This window comes from Nocardia sp. NPDC088792 (genome assembly GCF_044750615.1).
In the GTDB taxonomy this organism is placed as follows: domain Bacteria; phylum Actinomycetota; class Actinomycetes; order Mycobacteriales; family Mycobacteriaceae; genus Nocardia.
Genome location: NZ_JBIVKC010000001.1, coordinates 739,156 through 760,207 on the forward strand (window position 1 = coordinate 739,156; position 21,052 = coordinate 760,207).

The window sequence follows — 21,052 nt, forward strand, 5'->3', positions numbered from 1 at the left end:
GCTCTGCAGCAACCTGCGATAAAGCCTGCAATGAGATTCGTCAGTCGGTGTTTCAGCCGTGATCCTGCGGCGTTTCGCGTAGGTGAACGGATGAGAGTGCACTGTTGCAGTCAGGTTTCCCGGATCGCGCCAGTGTTACGACCGTGTTGTGAGGATGATTTTGTTCGATGGATTCGCGCTGGTAGTCGGGGTTCAACCGAGTAGTGCGTCGACGAAGGCGCCGGGCTCGAAGGGAGCTAGATCATCCGCGCCCTCGCCCAAACCGACCAGTTTGATTGGGACGCCGAGTTCATGCTGCACCTGGAACACGATGCCGCCCTTGGCCGTTCCGTCCAGCTTGGTCAGCGCCACACCCGTGATATCGACCACGTCGGCGAAGACACGCGCCTGCGTCAGGCCGTTCTGGCCGACCGTGGCGTCCAGCACCAGGATGACCTCGTCGACCTTCGCCTTCTTCTCGACCACACGCTTGACCTTGCCCAGCTCGTCCATCAGGCCGGTCTTGGTGTGCAGGCGGCCCGCGGTATCGATGAGCACCACGTCCACGCCGCGCTCGATGCCCTCGGTCACCGCGTCGAACGCGACCGACGCCGGATCCGCGGCCTCCTTGCCGCGCACGGTGTCCGCGCCGACCCGCTCACCCCAGGTCTGCAGCTGATCGGCCGCCGCCGCCCGGAAGGTGTCCGCCGCGCCGAGCAGCACCCGCCGGCCGTCGGCCACCAGGACCCGCGCCAATTTGCCTGTGGTGGTGGTCTTTCCGGTGCCGTTCACGCCCACGACCAGCAGGATCGACGGGTGATCGTCGTGCGGCAGCGCCCGGATCGAACGATCCAGCTCCGGCCGCAACGCCTCGATCAGCACCTCGCGCAGGACGGCCCGCGCGTCCGCGGCGGTCCGCACACTGCGCGACGCCATCTCCTCGCGCAACCGGTCCACGATCTTCGCGGTGCTGGCGGTGCCGAGATCGGCCATCACGAGGGTGTCCTCGATCTCCTCCCACGAATCCTCGTCGAGATCACCACCGCCGAGCAGACCGAGCAGCGACTTGCCGACGGCATTCTGCGAGCGGGACAACCGCCCGCGCAGCCGGGTCAGACGGCCCGTGGTGGGGTCGATCTCGTCGCGCGGCCCGGAAACCTCGGCGGGTTCGGCCTTTTCGGCCGGCGCGGGACGCGCGGCGACAGCAGCGCCGGCGGCAGCAGCGACTTCGGCTGCGGCGTAACCCGCTTCGGCGGCCTCGGCCTCGAGCTCCTCGACCGCGGCGACCTCGGCTTCGACGGCCGCGATATCGGAGGTGCCGTCGGCAGTGGCAGCGGACGGCTCAGCGACAGTGCCCGAGTCGGTGCCGGTGGCCGCGGTGGCGGTCCGGTTCTCGATGTCGGCGGACTCATCATCGGCAGCTGCCGCGGAATCGCTCGCGGTGGCCGGCGTGACATCGCTCGCGGAGGGCGAGCCGGATTCGGCGGGGGTGACGGACTTCCCGGTCTCCGGGGCGGCCTCGGGGCCTTGTTCCGGGTCGGGCAGGGGGACGTTGGTGATGGTGCGTTTGGCGGCGTCGCGTGGGATTGCCGCGTCGTCACCGATGTGGGGCTGGCCCTCGTCGTCGGTGCGCTCGAGGCGGACGGGTTCGGGGGCGGGTTTGGTGGCGCCCTGGCTGAAGCTGAATCCTCCGGCTGCGGTGTAGCCGCCGGACCGGTCGGTCAGCTCCTGGGTTTCGGCAGCTTCCGGGGTCAGCGAGATACGGCGGCGCTTGTTCAGGGCATAACCGGCAACCAGCGCCACGAGCAGGACCGCAACGATCGCGGCGAGGAGAATCCATACTTCTGCAGTCGTCACGGCCCCCATCCTTTCAGAGGCAGTTGTATGCCCGATTCACACACCTACCGACGCGTCGGAGAGCAGTGTCATCTATCACAGATGTACGCCGCAGGAGCGGCGGACACGCCGGGTGGGGTGGTTCGAATCCGAACAACTACCGACCGGTCTGCTCAACAACGCACCACAGTGCGGAAGGAGCGGCGAATGCGACACCGAGACAATAGGATCGGCGGCGTGAACGATCGAAATGTGCTTGGGGGACCGCTGGAGGAGTGTGGCACCGATCCTCTCACCGGTTTCTACCGGGACGGCTGCTGCAGCACCGGGCCCGAAGATCTTGGCAGCCACACCGTCTGCACCGTGGTCACCGCGGAATTCCTGGAGCACCAGAAATCGATCGGCAACGACCTCATCACCCCGCGGCCGGAGAACAACTTCCCCGGCCTGCAGCCCGGCGACCGCTGGTGCGTGGTGGCGGTGCGCTGGCTGCACGCCCACGAGGACGGAGTGGCCGCACCGGTGATCCTGGCCGCGACCCACGAGAACGCCCTGGAGGTGGTTCCCATGGAGACCCTCCGCAAATACGCGGTCGACGTCCCCGACGACGTCAGCGACCTACTCTGACCGGCACCCGATCAGATCCGCGGCAGCAGTCGCACCACCGCGTCGCGGGCCAGGATTCCCGGGCGGCTCGCCGGCACCATCAGGGCTCCGGCCAGGCGGAAGCCGCGCTGCTTGGGGGCGAGCAGGCGACGGTGCCGCTCTTCGTAGCGGGTGAAGGCGGTGTGCGGGTCCGCGGGCGTGCGGGTCAGTTCCTCGGCGAGGGTGTGCGCGCCGGCGATGGCGAGGGTGGAGCCGTCGCCGAACAGGGAGAGGCTGGATCCGGCGTCGCCGAGCAAGGCGACCCGGCCACGCGACCAGGACGGCATGCGGACCTGGCAGACGGCGTCGAAGTACAGGTCCGGGGCGGCGCTCACCTGCTCGAGCAGGCCGCCGAAGGCGCCCATGCGCCCGGCGTAGGCCGCATGGACGAGCCGCTTGTGCTGTGCCGTATCCCGATAGTCGTAGCCGGGCGTTTCAGGGCCGCGGAAGATGAAGGCCGCCAGCGGTTTTCCACCCGCCGGATGCACGGATACCGACCGCCCGGGCGTGTTGTACATGACCACCTCGCGCTCCTCGCCGAGAGCGTGCTCGACCGGCAGCGTCGCCACATACATCCCCTTGTGCCGCACGAACTCCGGCTCCTCGCCGAAGACCAGGCGGCGTACCCCGGAGTGCAGGCCGTCCGCGCCGATCACATAGTCGTAGGTCGCGGGCGCTGATCCGGCGAAGGTGACGGCTACCCGATCGCCGTCGTCGGCGAGGCCGGTAATGGTGTCGCCCCACCGGATTTCGGCCCGATCGCGGGCCGCCCCGAGCAGGACGGCGGCCAGCTCGGCGCGCGGCAATTCGACCTCTCCCCCGGCGCCGTCACTCGAGCCGCCCGTGCGGACCGAGGCGCGGACCGCGCCTTTCGCGTCGACGAAGCTGATGCGGTCCACCGAGGTCGCCGCCTTCCGCAATTCGGGCATGACGCCCATCCGGTTCACCACGTCGATAGCGGGTCCGCGCACGTCGACGGGGTTGCCGCTGGATCGTTGCGCGCCTGCGCGTTCCACCACGGTCACCTGGAATCCGTTGTCCGCCAGCCAGTAAGCGAGCGTCGAGCCGCCCACGCCGGCTCCGGAGATCAATACCGATGTCTTCACGACTACTCCCCGATCGAGATAAGTGGACGCATTTCGTCCGCTTAGACCGATGCTACGCTAAGCGGAAGAATTTCGTCCACTTGTTCGGAGGTGAGGACCACGGCCGACCAGTTGCGCGCCGACGCCCGCAGCAATCGCGACCAGATCCTGCGGGCCGCCCTGGAGGTGTTCTGCGAACGCGGCTCGAACGTGCCCATGAAGGACATCGCCGACCGGGCGGGCGTCGGCGTCGGCACCCTCTACCGCCGCTTCCCCGACCGCGACGCCCTGCTCACCGCCACCGCGGAGGCGCACATGGCCAATATCGTCGAGCTGGTGACGACGGCCCGGCGGGAAGAGCCCACGGCCTGGTCGGCCCTGTGCCGAGTACTGCGTGAATGCGCCGAAATGCAATTGGGCGCACAGGCCGCGGCCATCGAACCCGCCGCGCATCAGCTGGTGAAGGACGACCCGGCCGTGACGGAGACCCGGAACGTGCTGTTCGATCAGCTGCGGCAGCTGATCGATCACGCGCACGCCGACGGCGATCTCCGCCCGGATATCGGCCTGCCGGATATAGAAGTGCTGATGATGTTGCAGATCCCCGCCCACACCGCATCCCGCCCCGACACCATCGAACGCGTCATCGGCATCATCCTGGACGGCATACGCGCACAGGGTGATTCGCGCGACTGAGAGCGGCGCGGATTCCGCTGCCGATCGTGCGGCACCTGGTGCCACCCGCCATGACCAGGCGGCCGTCGGCGCTATCGGCGTGCAGTCTCCGCGGCGAATCGCTCGAAGCCCTTACCCGGCAACGTCACCCATGGGCGAAGTCGCCGATGTCGTTGCGTGGCGGCGTCGATGGGCCTTCTGGCGGCAGGCGGGAGAACAGTAGCGAGCGGGGCGGCCGGTGGCGGTCGGGCGGACCGGGGCCGCGCACATCGGGCAGTGGGTGGCCGGGGTTTCGTTACGGCGGCGACTTCCGTCACGCACCGCGGGGGTTGTTTCGACTTTCGTTACGGCGGCGGTCCCGCGGTCGGCGCGCAGGGCATCCAGGACCAGGGCGGCGGGACGCGACAGGCCGGGCTCGGTCGAGAGGCGCTGGATGGCAACACATCCGGTGAACAGGGCGAGCACATCGGAGAGCTCGATGCCCGCCCGCACGGCACCCTGCCGCTGAGCGGCGGCGAGCAGGTCCGAGATGGCGGTATGGAAGCGGGTGCCGGCATCGCGGATGAGCTCCCGTGGCCAGCCGTCCTCGCCCATGAGATCGCAGACGGCCTGATTGCGGTGACTGGAAACCACCACTTCGGTGCAGAAGGCGAAGAAGGCCGCGCCGGCGTCGGGTGCGCCCCGATGGCGCAGCGCCACGGCGGTGAGCCGGTCGATGCGCTGCTGCATGACGGCTTCCACCAGTGCGATCTTGGTGGGGAAATGCCGGTACACGGTGCCCGCGCCGACGCCGGCCCGACGGGCCACCTCGGCCAATGAGACCGAGGTGCCGCGTTCGGCGAGGACGCGCTGGGCGGCGGCGAGGACGAGGGCGCGGTTGCGGCGGGCGTCGGCGCGCGGGCCGGAACCGGTGCGGGGCAGGGTGGGCGCGGACATTTCGTTACGCGGTTCCTTTCCGGTGCTCGCCAACCGGTTTCGTGCGCATCTAGCGTTCGGATACGGGTCGACCGACCCGAATACTACCGAAGAAACAGGGTGAACATGTCTGCTCGGAACGATCTCGTTCTGATCACCGGCGCCACCGGCCAGCAGGGCGGCGCCACCGCGCGCCGGCTGCTGGCAGCGGGCCGGCCGGTCCGCATCCTGGTGCGCGATCCGGAATCCGCCGTGGCGCAGGAGCTTGCCGCGCTGGGGGCGGAGGTGGCGGTCGGTGATTTCGACGCGCCCGAGACATTGGGTCCGGCGGTGGCCGGCGCTCGCGCGGTATTCCTGGTGCCGCCCGCGGTCTTCGGGCCGTCCGGCTGGAATGTCGAAGTGGAGGCCGGGCGCGGGGAGGCGGTGATCGCGGCGGCCCTGCAGGCCGGGGTCGAACAGGTGGTCTTCACCGGTGTCGCCTCGTTCAAGAAGGAAGCGAACTGGGGCGCACAGGGAAAGCGGCGCATCGAGGCGGCCTTGCGAGCGAGCGGGCTGCGCTGGACGGTCCTGCGTCCGGTCCGTTTCATGGAGAACTATCTGATGCAGGGCAGCCCGGTGGACGGTATCGCCGATGGTGTGCATCGGCACCTGTTCCCGGCCGGCAAGCCGGTGCAGATGATCGCGCTCGACGATATCGCCGCCTTCGCGGAGTTGGCGTTCCTCGACCCGGACCGCTTCCACGGCCGAGTGCTGGAGCTGGCCGGCGACGACCTGTCCTTCGCCGCCGCGACGGCCTTGATCAGCGAGTACACCGGCTATCCCCTGCGCTACGAGGAGGTTCCCGAATCGGAGGCCGCCACTATCGGCGAGCAGGTCGCGCGGGTCTGGAAGGTGTCCCGGACGGAGGACGAGGGCTGGCACGCCGATATCCCCGCCCTGCGCGAGATTTTGCCGTCCCTGCGGACCTTCGAAACCTGGCTCACCGAAACCGGTGCCGCGCAATTGAAGTCGCGACTGGCGGGCTAGCCGGGCCGTCGTCGCGCCGCACCGCTTGCCAAAACGGAACAGTGCTCCGTATCATTATCGGAGCACTGTTCCGATTGCTTCGAAACCAGCCGTGAACAGCACGGAAGGACAGGCACGACATGACGAATCCCGCACTCAGCTTCGGCATCGCGACCGCACCCCAGCAGGTCGGATACCAGGACATCCAGCGCGTCTGGCAGGAGGCCGACGCCATCCCCGCGATCGAGCACGCATGGTTGTTCGACCACCTGATGCCGATCGGCGGCCCACCCGACGGCCCGATATTCGAAGGCTGGACCCTGCTCTCGGCCCTGGCCGCGCAAACCCGGCGGCTACGACTCGGAATCATGGTGACCAGCAATCGATTCCGGTCGCCCGCGGTGCTGGCGAAGATCGCCACCACCGTCGACATCGTCTCCGGCGGACGGCTCGACTTCGGCATCGGCGCCGGATCCCGCCCGAGCCATCCACTGGCCCGGCGTGAATACGAAGCGCACGGCCTGCCCTACCACGATGCGAAGTATGCCGTGGGCAGTCTCGCCGAGGCCTGCACGATCATCCGGAAGGAATGGACCGAGCCGCAGCCCTTCGATTTCCACGGCGCCTACTACGACCTGACCGGCGCCTTCGGCAATCCGAAACCCGTACAGCGCCCGCATCCGCCGATCCTGATCGCCGGCCGCTCCTCCGGTGTCCTGCGCGTGGTCGCCGAACATGCCGACCTCTGGAACATCCCGGGCGGCGGTGACGCCGCCGATCTCGCGGAACGCAGTGCGATCCTGGACCGCTACTGCGCCGAGATCGGCCGCGATCCGGCCGAGATCACCCGATCGGTGCACGTACCCGTCGACTATGACGATCCCGCCGAGACACGCAAGGCGATCGACGCGGTCGTCGACGCCGGCTTCCGGCATATCGTGCTCGGCCTGCGGCCGCCCTTCACCGCCGGGATCGCGCAGTGGCTGGCGGACGAGCTGATCCGCCCGTCCGCCTGAAATCCGCTGCCGCCGAGCACCGGCGGCGAATCAGCTCGCCGCGGCGCCGACCAAGTTCTCGCCGCGCAAGCGCTGGGAGATGACCTGGGTGATGCCGTCACCGCGCATGCTCACGCCGTAGAGCGCGTCCGCGATCTCCATCGTGGGCTTCTGGTGCGTGATGACGATGAGCTGGCTCTTCTCGCGCAGCTGCTCGAAGAGGGTGATGAGGCGGCGCAGGTTGGTGTCGTCCAGGGCCGCCTCGACCTCGTCCATGACGTAGAACGGTGACGGGCGGGCGCGGAAGATCGCGACCAGGAAGGCCACGGCGGCAAGGGATTTCTCGCCGCCGGACAGCAGGGACAGCCTCTTGACCTTCTTGCCCGGCGGGCGCGCCTCGACCTCGACGCCGGTGGCGAGCATGTTGACGGGGTCGGTGAGCAGCAGGCGGCCCTCGCCGCCGGGGAACAGCTTGCTGAAGACGTGCACGAATTCGCGTTCCACGTCCTCGTAGGCCTCGGTGAAGACCTGCAGGATGCGGGCGTCCACCTCGGCGACCACGTCGAGGAGGTCCTGGCGGGCCTTCTTGACGTCCTCGAGCTGGGTGGCGAGGAAGTTGTAGCGCTCCTCGAGGGCCGCGAACTCTTCCAGCGCAAGGGGATTCACCTTGCCGAGGGTGGTGAGGTCCTTTTCCGCGCGTTTGGCGCGGCGTTCCTGGCTGGCGCGGTCGTAGGGCATCGGCTGCGGTTCGCTGACCTGATCGCCGCGCTCCTTGGCCTGCTCGTACTCCATGAGTTCGAGGGCGGTGGGCGGCATGAGGACGTCCGGGCCGTATTCGCCGATGAGGTCGTCGAGGGAGATGCCGAACTGTTCGGAGATGGTGGTCTCGACCTGTTCGATGCGCAGGGCCGCCTGGGCGCGGGCCACCTCGTCGCGGTGCACGGCGTCGGTGAGCTGCGACAGCTGGGTGGCGAGCGCGCGGGCGCGTTCCTTGGTCTGGTCGACCTGGGCCGCGAATTCGGTGCGGCGGCGGACCAATTCGTCGCGGCGGGCCGCGGCCTGGGCCACCACGAGCTCGAGTTCGGCCGCGATCTTCTCCGCGGCTTCGGCGACCACCGCGGCGACCGCGGAAGCCTGCCGGCGGGCCGCGTGGGCGCGTTCGGCGCGGGCGCGGTTCTCGCGTTCGGCGCGGGCGGTGCGGCGCAGTGAATCCGCCTTGCCGCGCACGGATTCGGCGCGTTCCTCGGCGGTGCGCACGGCGAGCCGGGCCTCGACCTCCATGGATCGGGCCTCGGCGAGGGCGGCGGCGGCCTCCTCGCGCAGCAGGCCCGCGGATTCGGTGCCCGCGGTTTCGGGATCCATCCCGTCCTGTTCGAGTTCCGAATGCCGCAGCCGGTCCTCCAGCTCGGCCAGTCGCGAAAGTGTTTCCTCGCGTCCGGCTTCGGTGTCGGCGCGCTGCGCCAGCAGTCGCTCGCACTGGGTCTGCGCGCTGCGCGCGGCGTGCCCGAGTCGTCCCAGCCGGTCGTAGATGGCGACCAGCGCCTGATCGGATTCGTGCAGGGCCAGCAGCGCGTGATCGACCGCTTCCTTGCGATCGGTCTGCTCCGCGAGCGCTCCGGCCAGCGCCGCTTCCAGCTCCTCGGCCTTTCGCTGCCACGAAGCGAGTTCGGTGCTGGCGGAGTCGATGTCGGCCTGCACCTCCAGCAGACTCGGCACCCGCTCGGACCCACCCAGCACCCACCCGGGCCCGGTCAGATCCCCGTCGCGGGTCACGACCCGCAGTTCCGGCCGCGCGGCAACCACCTGCGTCGCCGTCGCAAGATCCTCCGCCACAGCGATACCCGCCGTGAGCGCGCCGATGGCCGCCCGCAGATGCTCAGGGCAGTCCACCACCTCGCCCAGCCACCGCGCCGATCCGGGCAGCGGCGAACCGGTCTGCCCCACACCGGCATCGACGGTCGGGCCGGAGCCCGAATAGACGAGGGCGACGCGGCCGCCGTCGGCTTCCTTGAGGGCGTGCACGGCGGCGTGGGCGGTGGGGGCGGTGTCGGCGGCTACCGCGTCGGCGAGGGGGCCGAGGGCGGCCGCTACGGCGGTTTCGAAGCCGGTGTGGACGCGGAGCAGGCCGGAGAGGGGGCCGAGGAGGCCGTGGGTGCGGTGTTCCAGGAGCCAGGCGGCGCCGTCCTTGCGGCGGAGGCCCATGTTCAGGGCTTCGATGCGGGCGGTGAGGGAGGCGACGCGTTTGCCTGCCTCGCGGTCCTTTTCGCGGAGTTCGTTGACGCGCTGGTCGGCGTGTTCGAGGGCTTGGGCGGCGTGTTCGTATTGGGCGTCGAGGCCGGCCTCACCGGCGTCGAGTTCGCTCAATTCGGCCTGGACGGACTCGAATTCGGCGTCGGCGTCGGCGCCGCGGGTGCGGGCCTCGGCGATGGAGGCGGAGATGCGGGCGATTTCGCCGTCCACGGATTGGGCGCGGCTGCGCAGGGTGTCGACCTGGCCGGAGAGGCGGGCCAGGCCTTCGCGGCGGTCGGCGATGGCACGGACGGCGGCGAGGTGGGCCTGTTCGGCGGCCTTGGCGGCCTGTTCGCGTTCGTGGAGTTGATCGCGTGCGGCTTCGAGGGTTTCGGTGGCCATCTCGACGGCGGCGAGCAGTTCGGCTTCTTCGGCTTCGACGCGTTCGGCTTCGCGTTCCAGTTGTTCCGGATCACGTCCGGTACCGGTCGGTTGCTCAATGGTGAGATTGCGCGCCCGATCTCGCGCGATCCGGATAGTCGCATTGACACGTTCGGTCAATGCGGACAACTGGAACCAGGTCTGCGCCGCGGCCTCCGCGCTCGGGGTCAGCCGCGACAGCTCGAATTCCTGCTGCGCCAGCGCCGCATTGGCGGCATCCAGTTCGGCCTGCACATTGACGTGCTGCTCGCGCGCGTAGGCCTCTTTACTCTGCTGACTCTCCAGTTCACGCCGCCGCGTGACCAGGTCGTCGGCGGCCAATCGCAGTCGCGAGTCCCGCAGTTCGGCCTGCACGGTCGCGGCGCGGCGCGCCACCTCGGCCTGCCGGCCGAGCGGTTTCAACTGCCGGCGTAGTTCGGTGGTGAGGTCGGTGAGGCGAGCCAGATTGGCCTGCATGGCATCCAGCTTGCGGACGGCCTTCTCCTTGCGCCGCCGATGCTTGAGCACACCCGCGGCTTCCTCGATGAAGGCGCGCCGGTCCTCGGGCCGCGATTCCAGGATCGCCGACAACTGCCCCTGACCGACGATGACGTGCATCTCGCGCCCGATACCGGAGTCGCTCAACAGTTCCTGCACGTCCATGAGCCGGCAGGTGTTCCCGTTGATCTCGTACTCGCCGGCGCCGTCGCGGAACATGCGCCGCGTGATCGACACCTCGGAGTAATCGATCGGGAGCACCCCGTCGGAGTTGTCTATGGTGAGCGTCACTTCCGCGCGACCGAGTGGCGCGCGCCCCGTGGTTCCGGCGAAGATGACGTCCTGCATCTTCCCGCCCCGCAGCGCCTTCGCGCCCTGCTCACCCATGACCCAGGTGAGGGCATCGACGACATTCGATTTTCCGGAGCCGTTGGGCCCGACCACGCAGGTGATCCCCGGTTCGAATCGCAGCGTCGTCGCGGACGCAAAGGACTTGAAACCCTTCAGCGTCAGACTCTTCAGGTGCACAGCGGCTCAGACTACCCCCTCACCCCCGGTTGCTCCGGGTATGCCGGGAAGCGCGTTCGGCGGGTGCGGTGAAACGCCGTCGCTACAGGCGATTCGTCGGATGAGCGAAAGATCAGGTAGGCTCTAGCCGTTGCAATTGTGGTTCTCACAGACTTCTGTACGCGCCTGCAAGACACCCAGCAGGCGCGTATTTGTTTTTTCAGTGGTACTGAACGGCGACACCGGATCCGCAAGGTGCGGATTCACCCAGAAAAGGAAAGGTCGCTCAATGGCTACCGGCACCGTGAAATGGTTCAACGCGGAAAAGGGCTTCGGCTTCATCGAGCAGGACGGCGGGGGCCCCGACGTCTTCGCGCACTACTCGAACATCGCCTCCCAGGGCTTCCGCGAGCTGCAGGAGGGCCAGAAGGTCTCCTTCGACATCGCGCAGGGCCAGAAGGGCCCGCAGGCGGAGAACATCAAGCCCGCGTAATTCGCGAGCCTGCATAGCAGCCCGGCGTATGTAGATACGCCGGGCTGCTCCGTATTCGGGGGCAGGTCAGGGGGTCCGGGCGAGGGCGGGCGAGGGGAGATGCCGCCGCCAGAGCTCGAGGAGCGGCAGGGCGACGAGGGTCGGCCCGAGCCAGGCGATGAGCTGAGCCGAGCCGTACAGGGGGCCGTCGATGGCGAAGGCCACGACGAGGGTGGCGGTCCACAAGGCGATATAGGAACCGCCCAGTCCGTGCACATAGGCATGGGTCCAGGCCGCGGGGCGTCCGGCGGCCCGCCGGCCCAGCACGCCGAGCGTGAATGTGAGCGCCGAGACCGGAATCAGCCACCACAGGTCGTGGCGATGCCACAGCACCATGCCGGTGGCCGTAAGACATACGGCCGCAAGCACTCCCAGGTACCAGTCACCGAGGCCGCGGGCCTGCCGCCAGGCGCGTGCGTCGGCCCACGCGAGCACGGGGCCGAGCAGCAGCCCGGCGGTGCCCACCATTACGTGTGATGCCAGCAGTACCGGATAGCCCGACATGACCGCATGCTCAGCGGGTCCGGAGGCGCTGCCAGGCGGCGGATTCCCAGCCCATGACGACCCGGAAGACCAGCGCCGCACCCCACGGGCCGATGACCCACACCGGCCAGGGGTAGGTGAATTCGTGTGCCGCGAGGGAGATCACGGCCCAGATGGCGAGGCACAGCACGCTGACGCCGAGCCAGGAGCTGCCTTCGATCCGCTGCCAGATGGGCAGACGGGTGCGCGAAGTGGCCTGCGCGGCAGTGGTTTTCGACAGTTTCGGCAGGTCCCGCAGGACCAGCTCCAGGTCATCGCGGGTGGCGGTGCCGTAGACCCGCGTGAGGCGTTCGTTGTATTCGGCGAGGTCGAGGCGGCCGTCTGACATGTGACGGCCGAGCTGGTCGGCGACCTGCGCACGCTCTGCGTCGGAGGCGCGGGTGCCGGTGGTGATGTCCATGTCGCATCCTCTCGGAGATACGTTCCACATTGGAATGTATGCATCCAATGATAAACCTCCACTTTGGAATGTCAATCACCCCCGGATTCGCGGGTGAAGGGGCTTTCGGGGGCTCTGCCCCCGAGACCCCCGAAACAGACCTGGGCAGAATGTGAGGGCGGGTGCCTGCACATTTGCCAGCGGGCCGTACCCGGTGAGATGGTTAGTGCCAGTTCTCTGACAAGGAGTCACCGTGGATCTGGACTGGTCCCCTGCCGATCTGGCATTTCGCGACGAAGTACGACACTTCCTCGACGAGAAGTTAACCGATGATCTACGCCGGGCAGGCCGGCTGGCGACGAGTGTCTACCCCGATCACGAAGCCAGCATGGAATGGCAGGCCATCCTGCACGAGCGCGGCTGGGCCGCCCCGGCCTGGCCCGTCGAGTACGGCGGATGTGACTGGAGCCTCACCCAGCACTACATCTTCGGCCGCGAATGCACCCTGGCCGGCGCGCCCAACCTCTCCCCCATGGGCATCCGCATGGTCTCGCACGCCATCATGGCGTTCGGCACCGCGGAGCAGCGGGAGTTCTTCCTGCCGCGCATCCTCACCGGCGAAGTCTTCTTCTGCCAGGGCTATTCGGAACCCGAGGCGGGTTCGGACCTGGCCTCACTGAGCATGGCCGCCGTCGCCGACGGCGAGGACCTCGTGGTCACCGGCTCCAAGATCTGGACCACCCACGCCACCGCGGCGAACTGGATCTTCGCCCTGGTCCGCACCTCGAAACAGGCCAAGAAGCAGCAGGGCATCACCTTCGTGCTCATCGATATGCGTACGCCAGGCATCCAGATCCGGCCGCTGGTCATGACCTCCGGCGAGCAGGTGCAGAACCAGGTGTTCTTCGACCAGGTCCGGGTGCCGAAGGCGAACGTGCTGGGCGCGATCGACGACGGCTGGACCGTCGCCAAGTTCCTGCTCAACTTCGAGCGCGGCGGCGGTGCGGCCGCTCCGGCCCTGCAGGTCATGGCCGAGGAGCTGGCGCAGGCCGCGCAGACGGCGATCGGCCCGAACGGCGGTGCGCTGATCGACGATCCGGCCTTCGCCGCCAAGCTGGCCGATGCCCGGCTGCGCGCGGATGTGCTGGAGATCCTCGAATACCGCACGCTGTCACTGGTTTCCAGCGGTAAAGATCCCGGTCCGGCCGCGTCCACCATCAAGATCCTGGGCACCGAACTGAGCCAGGCGCTCACCGAACTCGCCCTGGAGGCGGCGGGCCCGCGCGGCCGCGCCTATCAGCCGCACGCCGTCATGCCGGGCGGCCCGATCGCCGAGTTCGTCCCGCCCGCGGACGGTTTCGTGACCGGCGCGGAGTGGCAGGCGGTCGCGCCGCTGCGCTACTTCAACGACCGCGCCGGCTCGATCTACGCCGGCTCCAATGAGATTCAGCGCAACATCATCGCCAAAGCAACCCTGGGATTGTAGTCGTGGACTTCACTTTCACCGCCGAACAGGAACTCCTCCGCGACACCGTCACGGAGTTCCTCGCGGCCCGCTATCACCTCGAGAACAGCCGTGCCGCAGCCCGTGTCGGGGCCGGTTGGCAGCCGGACCTGTGGCGTGGACTCGCCGACGAGGTCGGCGTTCTGGGCGCGGCCCTGCCCGAATCCGCCGGCGGCATCGACGGCGGACCCGTCGAGACGATGATCATCGCCGAGGCGCTGGGCGCCGCCCTCGTACTGGAACCGTATGTGGACACCGTGGTGGTGGGCGGCGGCCTGCTGCGTCGCGCCACCGGCAAACGCGCCGAGGATCTGCTGTCCGGCATTGTCGCCGGTGAGGTCATCACGGGATTCGCCGCGCTGGAACCGCATTCCGGCTACGACTACACGAAGGTCGCCACCACCGCCGAAAAGGACGGTGAGGACTGGATTCTCACCGGCGTCAAGACGGTGGTCACCTCCGCACCGCTCGCCACCCACCTGCTGGTCTCGGCGACCGTGGACGGCGAAATCGCCTTGTTCGCAGTCGATTACGACCCCGCGCACCCGCCCGCCGGCATCACTGCGCACAACTACCGCACCATCGACGAGCGCCAGGCCGCCGACCTCACCTTCGAACAGCTGCGTCTGCCCGCCGATGCCCTGCTGCCGGCGGATGCGTCCGAGGCCATCGCGGCGACCGTGGACGAAGCCATCGCGGCGGTCTGCGCGGAGGCCGTCGGCGCCATGCGGAAGGTACTGGCCGACACCGTCGAATACACCAAGCAGCGCCGGCAGTTCGGCGTCCCCATCGCGAGTTTCCAAGCCCTGCAACACCGCATGGTCGACATGCTCCTGGAACTCGAACAGGCCGTGGCCGCAACCTATCTGGTCACCCTCAAACTGGACGCTCCAGCGCCGGAGCGGGCCCGCGCCGCCTCCGCGGCCAAGGCCACCATAGGCCGCGCGGCCCGCCGCATCGGCCAGGAATCGGTGCAACTGCACGGCGCCATGGGCATGACCGAGGAACTGGCCATCGGCCATTTCTTCAAGCGCCTCACCGCCGTCCAGTACGAGTTCGGCACCACCGACCAGCACATCGCCCGCTACGCCGCCCTCACGCGGCCGTGATCGCCGGGGCGGCCCGCGCAAGGGGGCGGGCCGCCCCGCCTCGCCCGCCGCGGGCGGCGGCCTCGCGGACGGAGCCTCGCACGGCGAACACGATGATCAGGGCGAGGGCGGGACCGGTGACGAAGCACAGCACACCGAGCGCGATCAGAGCGACTGCAAGCACGAGCGGATTATTGTCTGCGACGCCCCTTTTCGCACAATCGCGGCAAACCCGCGAATGGGGCTCCAGCCCGGTCATCGGGCCGGCGCGGTAGCCGCTGCGAGAGCCCGCGCGGCGGTCTGCCTCGGATGGTTTTCTGCCCGACGCCGGTGCGGCGGACCGACTCGGGTCTGCTGTTGCCTCGATCGCTGGTTAATCTCGCGCATGTGCTTGTGCTTGATCGAATCGGGTTGCGGCGCTTTCCGGCATTGACCAGTGCCGTGTTCGCGGTGACGGCGGTGGTGAACGTTCTGCAGTGGCCGGTGCCCGGGGTGCTGGCGGGGTTGGAGCGGACTCCGGCCGGGCTGCACGGGGATTGGTGGCGGTCGGTGACCGCGCTGTTCGTGCAGGACGGCGGGGTCGGCGGCACGCTGGTGAATCTGATCTTCCTGGCCGTGCTGGGCGCGCTGGCCGAGCAGGTACTTCCCCGGTTCCGGTGGGCCGTGCAGTATTTCGGGGTCGGGGTGGCCGTCGAGTTCATCGCATACGCGTGGCAACCGGTGGGCGGCGGCAATTCGATCGCGAATTGCGGTCTGGCCGCGGGCCTCGCGGTGGCGCTGTGGCGGCGGGACGCCGGGCTGCCGGACTGGGCGGCCGTGGCGGTGGCGGTGTGGAGCGCGGACATGTTCGCCACCCTGTCGGCGTGGGCGTTGCTACCCGCGATCGTCGCGTGCGCACTGTTCATCGGCCCGTCGCGGCTGCTCGTCGCCCGTGGCGTGGATCTGCGCCGTCCGGCCGCGGCGCTGCCGGTGGTCGTGGGTGTGGTGCTGGTGGCGGCGGCGAATATCCATGGCGCGGCATTGATACTGGGTGTGGTCACCGCGCTGGTGAGTGACCGGCTTCACAAGCCGGCGCCCGTCACGTAGCGCCGCACCGTCTCGTCCAGTGTGCGTATCCGATTTCGAAGGATGAAAGGACGACATCATGCAGCGCATGAACATGGCCGAGGTCGCCCCCGAGGTCTACAAGGGCTGGGTCGCCGCCGAGATCGCCATCATCAACGGCCCGCTCGACGCCACCGTGCGGCACCTGGTGAAGTTGCGCGTCTCCCAGCTCAACGGCTGCCTGTACTGCATCGACATGCACACCGACGAGGCCCGCAAGGCCGGCGAAACCGACCTGCGCCTCGCGCACCTCACGGCTTGGTGGGAGTCCGCACAGTTCACCGACACCGAGAAGGCCGCGCTCGACTACGCCGAGGCCGCAACCCGGCTCGACCGCCACGGCGTCACCGACGAGGTCTGGGCGGCCGTCGAGAAGCACTTCACCGAAGGCGAACGCGCCGGCCTGGTAGCGGTCACCGCACAGATCAATATGTGGAACCGCCTCGGCGTCCCGCTGCACATGGAACCGCTCCACCACTGACCCGCGGCCGCGAATTCCTCAGCCGCGCAGGGTGAGTTCCACCAGCGGCACCTCATCGATGCTGCCTCCGATGGCAGCCTCGATGACGCCGCTCAATTCCCGGTACGCCCGCGGATGCTCGCACTTGTACCGGGCCAGCACCGACACCGCTTCGGTATCGGCGAGGGTCCGGGCCACGGCGGCGGCACGGTAGCGGCCGCCGATGCTCACCCGGCATTCGGGCTGCGCCTGCAGGTTTCGATACCACTGCGCGCCGGTCCCGAACCCGGACGCGATGACGACGGTGTCCGGTTTCGGCCGGGCCACGGTCTCCACCACGGCATCCCGCCACCGTCCGGACTTACGCCCGAGATGCTCGAGCAGCAGCAGCCGTCCCCCGAACACGAATCCCAGTCTGGCGCGGAACAATCCGATGGGAGCCCGCACAAACCAGCGGGTACGCAACAGTTTCGCGCCCAGATCGGCTGTCTTCACCACTCCGATGTTAGGCCGCCCTGGAATGATCTTGACGGAATCCGCACGCCGGCGCACCACGTCACGTTCTGTGAATAGCGAGTGACCTGCGGGTTTCATCGTCACTCGACTATTCGATCTTGACGTATTCTGCTCACGTGGAACCCCGGCAAGGCGTCGTATCCTGCAGTTATGCATGCCGCTCAGATGGCCGAGGAATACCCGGTGATCGATTTGGACTCCGACGCGATCGACGCGGCGAAGCTGCTGGCCGAACACCGGCTACCGGGAATTCTGGTCACGGATGCGGCCGGAGTGCCGCATTCGGTGTTGCCGGCCTCGCAGGTGGTGTTGTTCATCGTGCCGAAGTATGTGCAGGACGATCCGTCGCTGGCCGGGGTGCTCAACGAGAGCATGTGCGGGCAGGTGGTGCAGCGGTTGCGCGGGAAGAAGGTGCGCGACGTGATCCCGGAGCGGCTCACCAAGATTCCCGCCGCCAAGGCGGACGACAATATCGTCGAGGTGGCGGCGCTGATGGCGCGGTACAAGTCGCCGCTGGTGGCCGTGCAGGACGGGAAGAAGCTGCTCGGGGTCATCACCTCCTCGCGGCTACTGGAAGTCGCACTGGCCTGCTGAACCCGCTACGGCGGTCTCCGTGACCGTCGTCGCCATTGCGGTCTTCGCGATCGCCTACACGCTGATCGCCTCCGAACGCGTGCACAAGACCACCGCCGCGCTGTGCGGTGCGGGCGTGGTGATCGCGGCCGGGATCGTCGACTCCGACGATGTCTTCTACTCGCACGAGACGGGTATCGACTGGAACGTCATCTACCTGCTGCTCGGCATGATGATCATCGTCGGCGTGCTGCGGCAGACCGGTGTCTTCGAATGGGCCGCCATCTGGGCGGCCAAGCGCGCCAAGGGTTCCGCGTTGCGGGTGATGATCCTGCTGGTCCTCATCACCGCCACCGGTTCGGGCTTCCTCGACAATGTGACGACCGTGCTGCTGGTCGCGCCGGTCACCATGCTGGTGTGCGAGCGCCTCGAGGTGCCGCCGCAGCCGTTCCTCATCGCCGAGGTGCTGGCCTCCAATATCGGCGGCGCCGGCACCCTCATCGGTGACCCGCCGAACATCATCATCGGCAGCCGCGGCGGCCTGACCTTCAACGACTTCGTGGCCAATATGACCCCGATCGTGCTGATCGAACTGGTCGTGTTCACGCTGGTGCTGCCGCGACTGTTCCGCGGCAGCTTCACGGTCGACCCCGAACGCGCCGCCGACATCATGCAATTGAACGAGCGCGAGGCCATCCGCGACCCGAAACTGCTGATCAAGTGCGGCGTCGTGCTGCTGTGCGTATTCGCCGGCTTCTTCGGCCACTCGTACTTCGAAGTGGAACCCGCCCTGGTCGCCCTGCTGGGCGCGGGTGCGCTGGTATTGATTTCCGGTCTGCCGCAACACGATTACCTGTCCGCGGTGGAATGGGAGACCCTGCTGTTCTTCGCGGGCCTGTTCGTGATGATCGGCGCGCTGGTGAAGACCGGGGTGATCCGGCGGCTCGCCGAGTACGCCACCCACCTGACCGGCGGAGACGCACTGGTGGCGACCATGCTGATCCTGGTGGTGTCGGCGGTGCTGTCGGGCGTCATCGACAACATCCCGTACGTGGCGACCATGAGCCCGCTGGTGGCGCAGCTCGTCGAGTCCATCGACCACGAATCCAAGGGCCACGCCCTGTGGTGGGCGCTGGCCCTGGGCGCGGATCTGGGCGGCAATCTGACCGCGGTCGGCGCCAGCGCGAACGTGGTCATGCTCGGGATCGCCCGCCGATCGGACTATCCGATCTCGTTCTGGGAGTTCACCCGCAAGGGCGTCGTGGTGACCGCGATCACCGTCATAGTGGCGGCGCCGTATCTCTGGCTACGCTACTTCGCATTCTCCTGACCTGGCGGAATGGGCACAGTACGGTCAACTTCTGTGTGGCGATTGGGAGATTCAGCAACCTGGAAGCGACAATGGTCGCCGCCATGTCCATATCCAGCACCGATCAGCCGACCACGCCGGAGAGCGGCCCCGAGGCCGCGCCGGTGAAGCCCGCCAGCGCCGGAACCTACCGGCTGGACCTGGATGGCCTACGCGGCATAGCGATCGCCCTCGTGGTGGCCTTCCACATCTGGTTCGGGCGCGTGTCCGGCGGCGTGGACGTCTTCCTGGTCCTGTCCGGCTTCTTCTTCACCGGCATGCTCGTGCGCCGGTCCGATGCGGGCGCCGTCGGCGTCCCGGCCACCCTGAAACGCACGCTGCGCCGACTATTACCCGCGATGGTGGTGGTGCTGTGCGCGGTGGTGGTGGCGGCCGTGGTGCTGATGCCGCATACCCGCTGGTCGGATATCGCGTCGCAGACGCTGGCTTCGCTGTTCTACTACCAGAACTGGTATCTGGCGCTGTCCTGGTCGGACTATCTGGCCGCCGATCCTTCGGTGAGCCCGCTGCAGCACCTGTGGTCGATGTCGGTGCAGGGGCAGAGTTACCTGGGCATGCTGCTGATCGTGGCCACGGTGGCGTGGCTGTGCCGCACCGCGATTCGATTCGGTTCGGCGCGCACGGCGGTGCGGTTTCCGATCCTGCACCGGCTCGGCCCGGGCGGGGTGCTGCGGGTGGCGCTCGCGGTGATCTTCGGGGTCATCGTGGTGGCCTCGTTCTGTTATGCCGCGCACGGTGTCTCCACTCAGCAGGGCTGGAACTACTACGACACCTTCGCCCGCGCCTGGGAACCCCTGGCCGGTGCGCTGCTGGCGCTGGCCGCACCATATGTGCACCTGCCCAGCCTGATTCGCGAGGGTTTCGCCTGGGCCGGTATCGCCGCCATCGCCGTGTGCGGGTGGCTGGTCAACGGTTCGTCGGTGTTCCCCGGTCCGGCCGCCTTGATTCCGGTCCTCGCCGCGGCCGCGCTGATCCTCGCCGGCTCCGGCCGGGCGACCTCGGATCAGCCAATGGTTAACCGACTGCTCGCCACCCGGCCGATGGTGAAGCTGGGCAGTTTCGCGTACGCGCTGTACCTGTGGCACTGGCCGATTCTCATCTTCTATCTGGGTGAAGTGCATCAGCGCCGGGCCGGAATCCTCGGTGGCACGGTCATCATCGCGGTTTCGCTGGTCCTGGCCTACGCGACGAACCGCTTCGTCGAGGAGCCGCTGCGCATCCGCGCCACCCCGACCCTCCCCGCCCGCGCCCGCATCCTGGCCGGCGTCGCGGTGAGCACGGTCGGCGTGCTGCTGCTCGCCTCCACGCTGGCCTGGCAGTGGACCAACAGTGCGAACGCGCACGCGGTCGGCGAACTGGATCCCGCCAAATACCCTGGCGCGGCGGCACTCACGGACAACGCGCTGGTGCCGCGGGCGCCCATGCGGCCCACCGTGCAGGAGGCTCCCGCCGATATCGCCTACCCGACCCGCGACGGCTGCATCTCCGACTTCGACACCCGCACGGTCATCACCTGTACTTACGGCGACAAGAACGCGCCGCGCGTGCTCGCGGTGGTCGGCAATTCGCATGCCGAGCACTGGATTCCGGCGTTGCAGATCCTCGGCGAACAGCATCGCTTCCGCATCGAGGTCTTTCTCAAGATGGGCTGCCCGCTCACCGTGGCCGACGATGCCATGTACAAGGGCCAGCACAATCCGGACTGCCGCGACTGGTCGGCCGAGGTGCTCGATCGGCTCGCCGCGGAGAAGCCGGACTGGGTGTTCACCACCGCCACCCGCCCCGCCGACAATGGCGGCGACGAGGTCCCGCAGGACTATGTGGACGTCTGGTCGGCGCTGCAGGATCGCGGCCTGCACGTGGTCGGCATCCGCGACACGCCGTGGCTGCGCCGCAATGGCATTCGCTACCGCGCCATCGACTGCCTGGCGGGCGGCGGCAACCGCGTCAGCTGCGGCATGAAGCGCGACGATGCCCTGTCACCGGAGAACCCGGCGGCGGGCCCGGCGGCGGCCTTCCCGAACCTGCATCTCATCGACCTGAACAATGCGGTCTGCGAACCGGACCAGTGCACGGTGGTGGAGGGCAATATCCTCATCTACCACGACGAGCATCACCTCACCGCGAGCTATTCGCGTTCGCTCGCACCGGAACTGGGCAAGCAGCTGGAGCCGATCCTGGGCTGGTGGTGAGCC

General features: G+C 68.3%; 20 protein-coding genes. 12 read left to right on the top strand and 8 right to left on the bottom strand.

Going from position 1 to position 21,052, the window contains the following annotated elements; genetic code table 11:
- Positions 1-192: 192 nt before the first annotated feature.
- Positions 193-1,836: a signal recognition particle-docking protein FtsY gene (ftsY, locus tag ACIP5Y_RS03605; protein WP_400347227.1), complete on the bottom strand. Its 1,644-nt coding sequence runs from the start codon at positions 1,834-1,836 to the stop codon at positions 193-195.
- Between the two features lie 216 nt (positions 1,837-2,052).
- On the opposite strand from ftsY, the gene ACIP5Y_RS03610 reads away from it, so the two are divergent.
- Positions 2,053-2,442 (top strand): DUF2237 family protein, encoded by a 390-nt coding sequence (locus tag ACIP5Y_RS03610; RefSeq protein ID WP_397002655.1) that lies wholly within the window; start codon positions 2,053-2,055, stop codon positions 2,440-2,442.
- A gap of 11 nt (positions 2,443-2,453) precedes the next feature.
- On the opposite strand, the gene ACIP5Y_RS03615 is transcribed toward ACIP5Y_RS03610, so the two are convergent.
- Positions 2,454-3,566, bottom strand: a complete 1,113-nt coding sequence (locus ACIP5Y_RS03615) for an FAD-dependent monooxygenase (protein ID WP_400347229.1) — start codon at positions 3,564-3,566, stop codon at positions 2,454-2,456.
- Positions 3,567-3,656: 90 nt separating this feature from the next.
- Here ACIP5Y_RS03615 and ACIP5Y_RS03620 point away from each other — a divergent pair, with 90 nt between their 5' ends.
- Positions 3,657-4,241, top strand: coding sequence for a TetR/AcrR family transcriptional regulator (locus ACIP5Y_RS03620; RefSeq protein WP_400347231.1), 585 nt, complete (start codon positions 3,657-3,659; stop codon positions 4,239-4,241).
- 111 nt (positions 4,242-4,352) lie between these two features.
- Here the strand turns inward: ACIP5Y_RS03620 and ACIP5Y_RS03625 are convergent, their stop codons facing one another.
- Positions 4,353-5,156 (bottom strand): TetR/AcrR family transcriptional regulator, encoded by an 804-nt coding sequence (locus ACIP5Y_RS03625; RefSeq protein WP_400347232.1) that lies wholly within the window; start codon positions 5,154-5,156, stop codon positions 4,353-4,355.
- Between the two features lie 105 nt (positions 5,157-5,261).
- On the opposite strand from ACIP5Y_RS03625, the gene ACIP5Y_RS03630 reads away from it, so the two are divergent.
- Positions 5,262-6,161 carry an NmrA/HSCARG family protein gene (locus ACIP5Y_RS03630; RefSeq protein ID WP_400347234.1) on the top strand — a complete coding sequence of 300 codons (900 nt, stop codon included), beginning with the start codon at positions 5,262-5,264 and terminating at the stop codon, positions 6,159-6,161.
- A 119-nt stretch (positions 6,162-6,280) separates the two neighbouring features.
- A complete protein-coding gene (locus tag ACIP5Y_RS03635; RefSeq protein ID WP_400347236.1) occupies positions 6,281-7,156 on the top strand; it encodes an LLM class flavin-dependent oxidoreductase in 876 nt (291 codons plus the stop codon).
- Positions 7,157-7,186: 30 nt separating this feature from the next.
- Here ACIP5Y_RS03635 and smc read toward each other — a convergent pair whose 3' ends face one another.
- Positions 7,187-10,810, bottom strand: a complete 3,624-nt coding sequence (gene smc / locus ACIP5Y_RS03640; RefSeq protein ID WP_400347238.1) for a chromosome segregation protein SMC — start codon at positions 10,808-10,810, stop codon at positions 7,187-7,189.
- Positions 10,811-11,078: 268 nt separating this feature from the next.
- Between smc and ACIP5Y_RS03645 the strand changes: the two genes are divergently transcribed.
- A complete protein-coding gene (locus tag ACIP5Y_RS03645) occupies positions 11,079-11,282 on the top strand; it encodes a cold-shock protein (protein WP_194898450.1) in 204 nt (67 codons plus the stop codon).
- A gap of 66 nt (positions 11,283-11,348) precedes the next feature.
- Here ACIP5Y_RS03645 and ACIP5Y_RS03650 read toward each other — a convergent pair whose 3' ends face one another.
- Positions 11,349-11,825, bottom strand: a complete 477-nt coding sequence (locus ACIP5Y_RS03650; RefSeq protein ID WP_400347239.1) for a hypothetical protein — start codon at positions 11,823-11,825, stop codon at positions 11,349-11,351.
- 10 nt (positions 11,826-11,835) lie between these two features.
- The gene (locus ACIP5Y_RS03655; protein ID WP_400347241.1) at positions 11,836-12,264 is read right to left on the bottom strand and encodes a DUF1707 domain-containing protein; all 429 of its coding nucleotides are present in this window, start codon (positions 12,262-12,264) and stop codon (positions 11,836-11,838) included.
- Positions 12,265-12,496: 232 nt separating this feature from the next.
- Here ACIP5Y_RS03655 and ACIP5Y_RS03660 point away from each other — a divergent pair, with 232 nt between their 5' ends.
- Together ACIP5Y_RS03660 and ACIP5Y_RS03665 are read left to right on the top strand one after the other, a co-directional pair.
- Positions 12,497-13,729, top strand: a complete 1,233-nt coding sequence (locus ACIP5Y_RS03660) for an acyl-CoA dehydrogenase family protein (protein ID WP_400347243.1) — start codon at positions 12,497-12,499, stop codon at positions 13,727-13,729.
- Positions 13,730-13,731: 2 nt separating this feature from the next.
- The gene (locus ACIP5Y_RS03665; protein ID WP_400347245.1) at positions 13,732-14,856 is read left to right on the top strand and encodes an acyl-CoA dehydrogenase family protein; all 1,125 of its coding nucleotides are present in this window, start codon (positions 13,732-13,734) and stop codon (positions 14,854-14,856) included.
- On the opposite strand, the gene ACIP5Y_RS03670 is transcribed toward ACIP5Y_RS03665, so the two are convergent.
- Positions 14,843-15,019: a hypothetical protein gene (locus ACIP5Y_RS03670; protein ID WP_400347246.1), complete on the bottom strand. Its 177-nt coding sequence runs from the start codon at positions 15,017-15,019 to the stop codon at positions 14,843-14,845. The two genes, ACIP5Y_RS03665 and ACIP5Y_RS03670, sit on opposite strands and share 14 nt — an antisense overlap.
- Positions 15,020-15,222: 203 nt before the next feature.
- Between ACIP5Y_RS03670 and ACIP5Y_RS03675 the strand changes: the two genes are divergently transcribed.
- Entirely contained in the window at positions 15,223-15,921 is a 699-nt protein-coding gene (locus ACIP5Y_RS03675) for a rhomboid family intramembrane serine protease (protein ID WP_400347248.1), read from the top strand.
- Between the two features lie 58 nt (positions 15,922-15,979).
- A complete protein-coding gene (locus tag ACIP5Y_RS03680; protein ID WP_400347250.1) occupies positions 15,980-16,420 on the top strand; it encodes a carboxymuconolactone decarboxylase family protein in 441 nt (146 codons plus the stop codon).
- Between the two features lie 18 nt (positions 16,421-16,438).
- Here the strand turns inward: ACIP5Y_RS03680 and ACIP5Y_RS03685 are convergent, their stop codons facing one another.
- Entirely contained in the window at positions 16,439-16,894 is a 456-nt protein-coding gene (locus tag ACIP5Y_RS03685) for a nitroreductase family deazaflavin-dependent oxidoreductase (protein ID WP_400347251.1), read from the bottom strand.
- A 171-nt stretch (positions 16,895-17,065) separates the two neighbouring features.
- Here ACIP5Y_RS03685 and ACIP5Y_RS03690 point away from each other — a divergent pair, with 171 nt between their 5' ends.
- From ACIP5Y_RS03690 to ACIP5Y_RS03700, 3 genes are all read left to right on the top strand, one after another.
- Positions 17,066-17,509 carry a CBS domain-containing protein gene (locus ACIP5Y_RS03690; RefSeq protein WP_400347253.1) on the top strand — a complete coding sequence of 148 codons (444 nt, stop codon included), beginning with the start codon at positions 17,066-17,068 and terminating at the stop codon, positions 17,507-17,509.
- 19 nt (positions 17,510-17,528) lie between these two features.
- Complete coding sequence (locus ACIP5Y_RS03695) at positions 17,529-18,818, top strand: SLC13 family permease (protein WP_400347255.1); 1,290 nt, start codon at positions 17,529-17,531, stop codon at positions 18,816-18,818.
- Positions 18,819-18,901: 83 nt separating this feature from the next.
- Positions 18,902-21,049: an acyltransferase family protein gene (locus ACIP5Y_RS03700; RefSeq protein WP_400347257.1), complete on the top strand. Its 2,148-nt coding sequence runs from the start codon at positions 18,902-18,904 to the stop codon at positions 21,047-21,049.
- Positions 21,050-21,052: the final 3 nt, after the last annotated feature.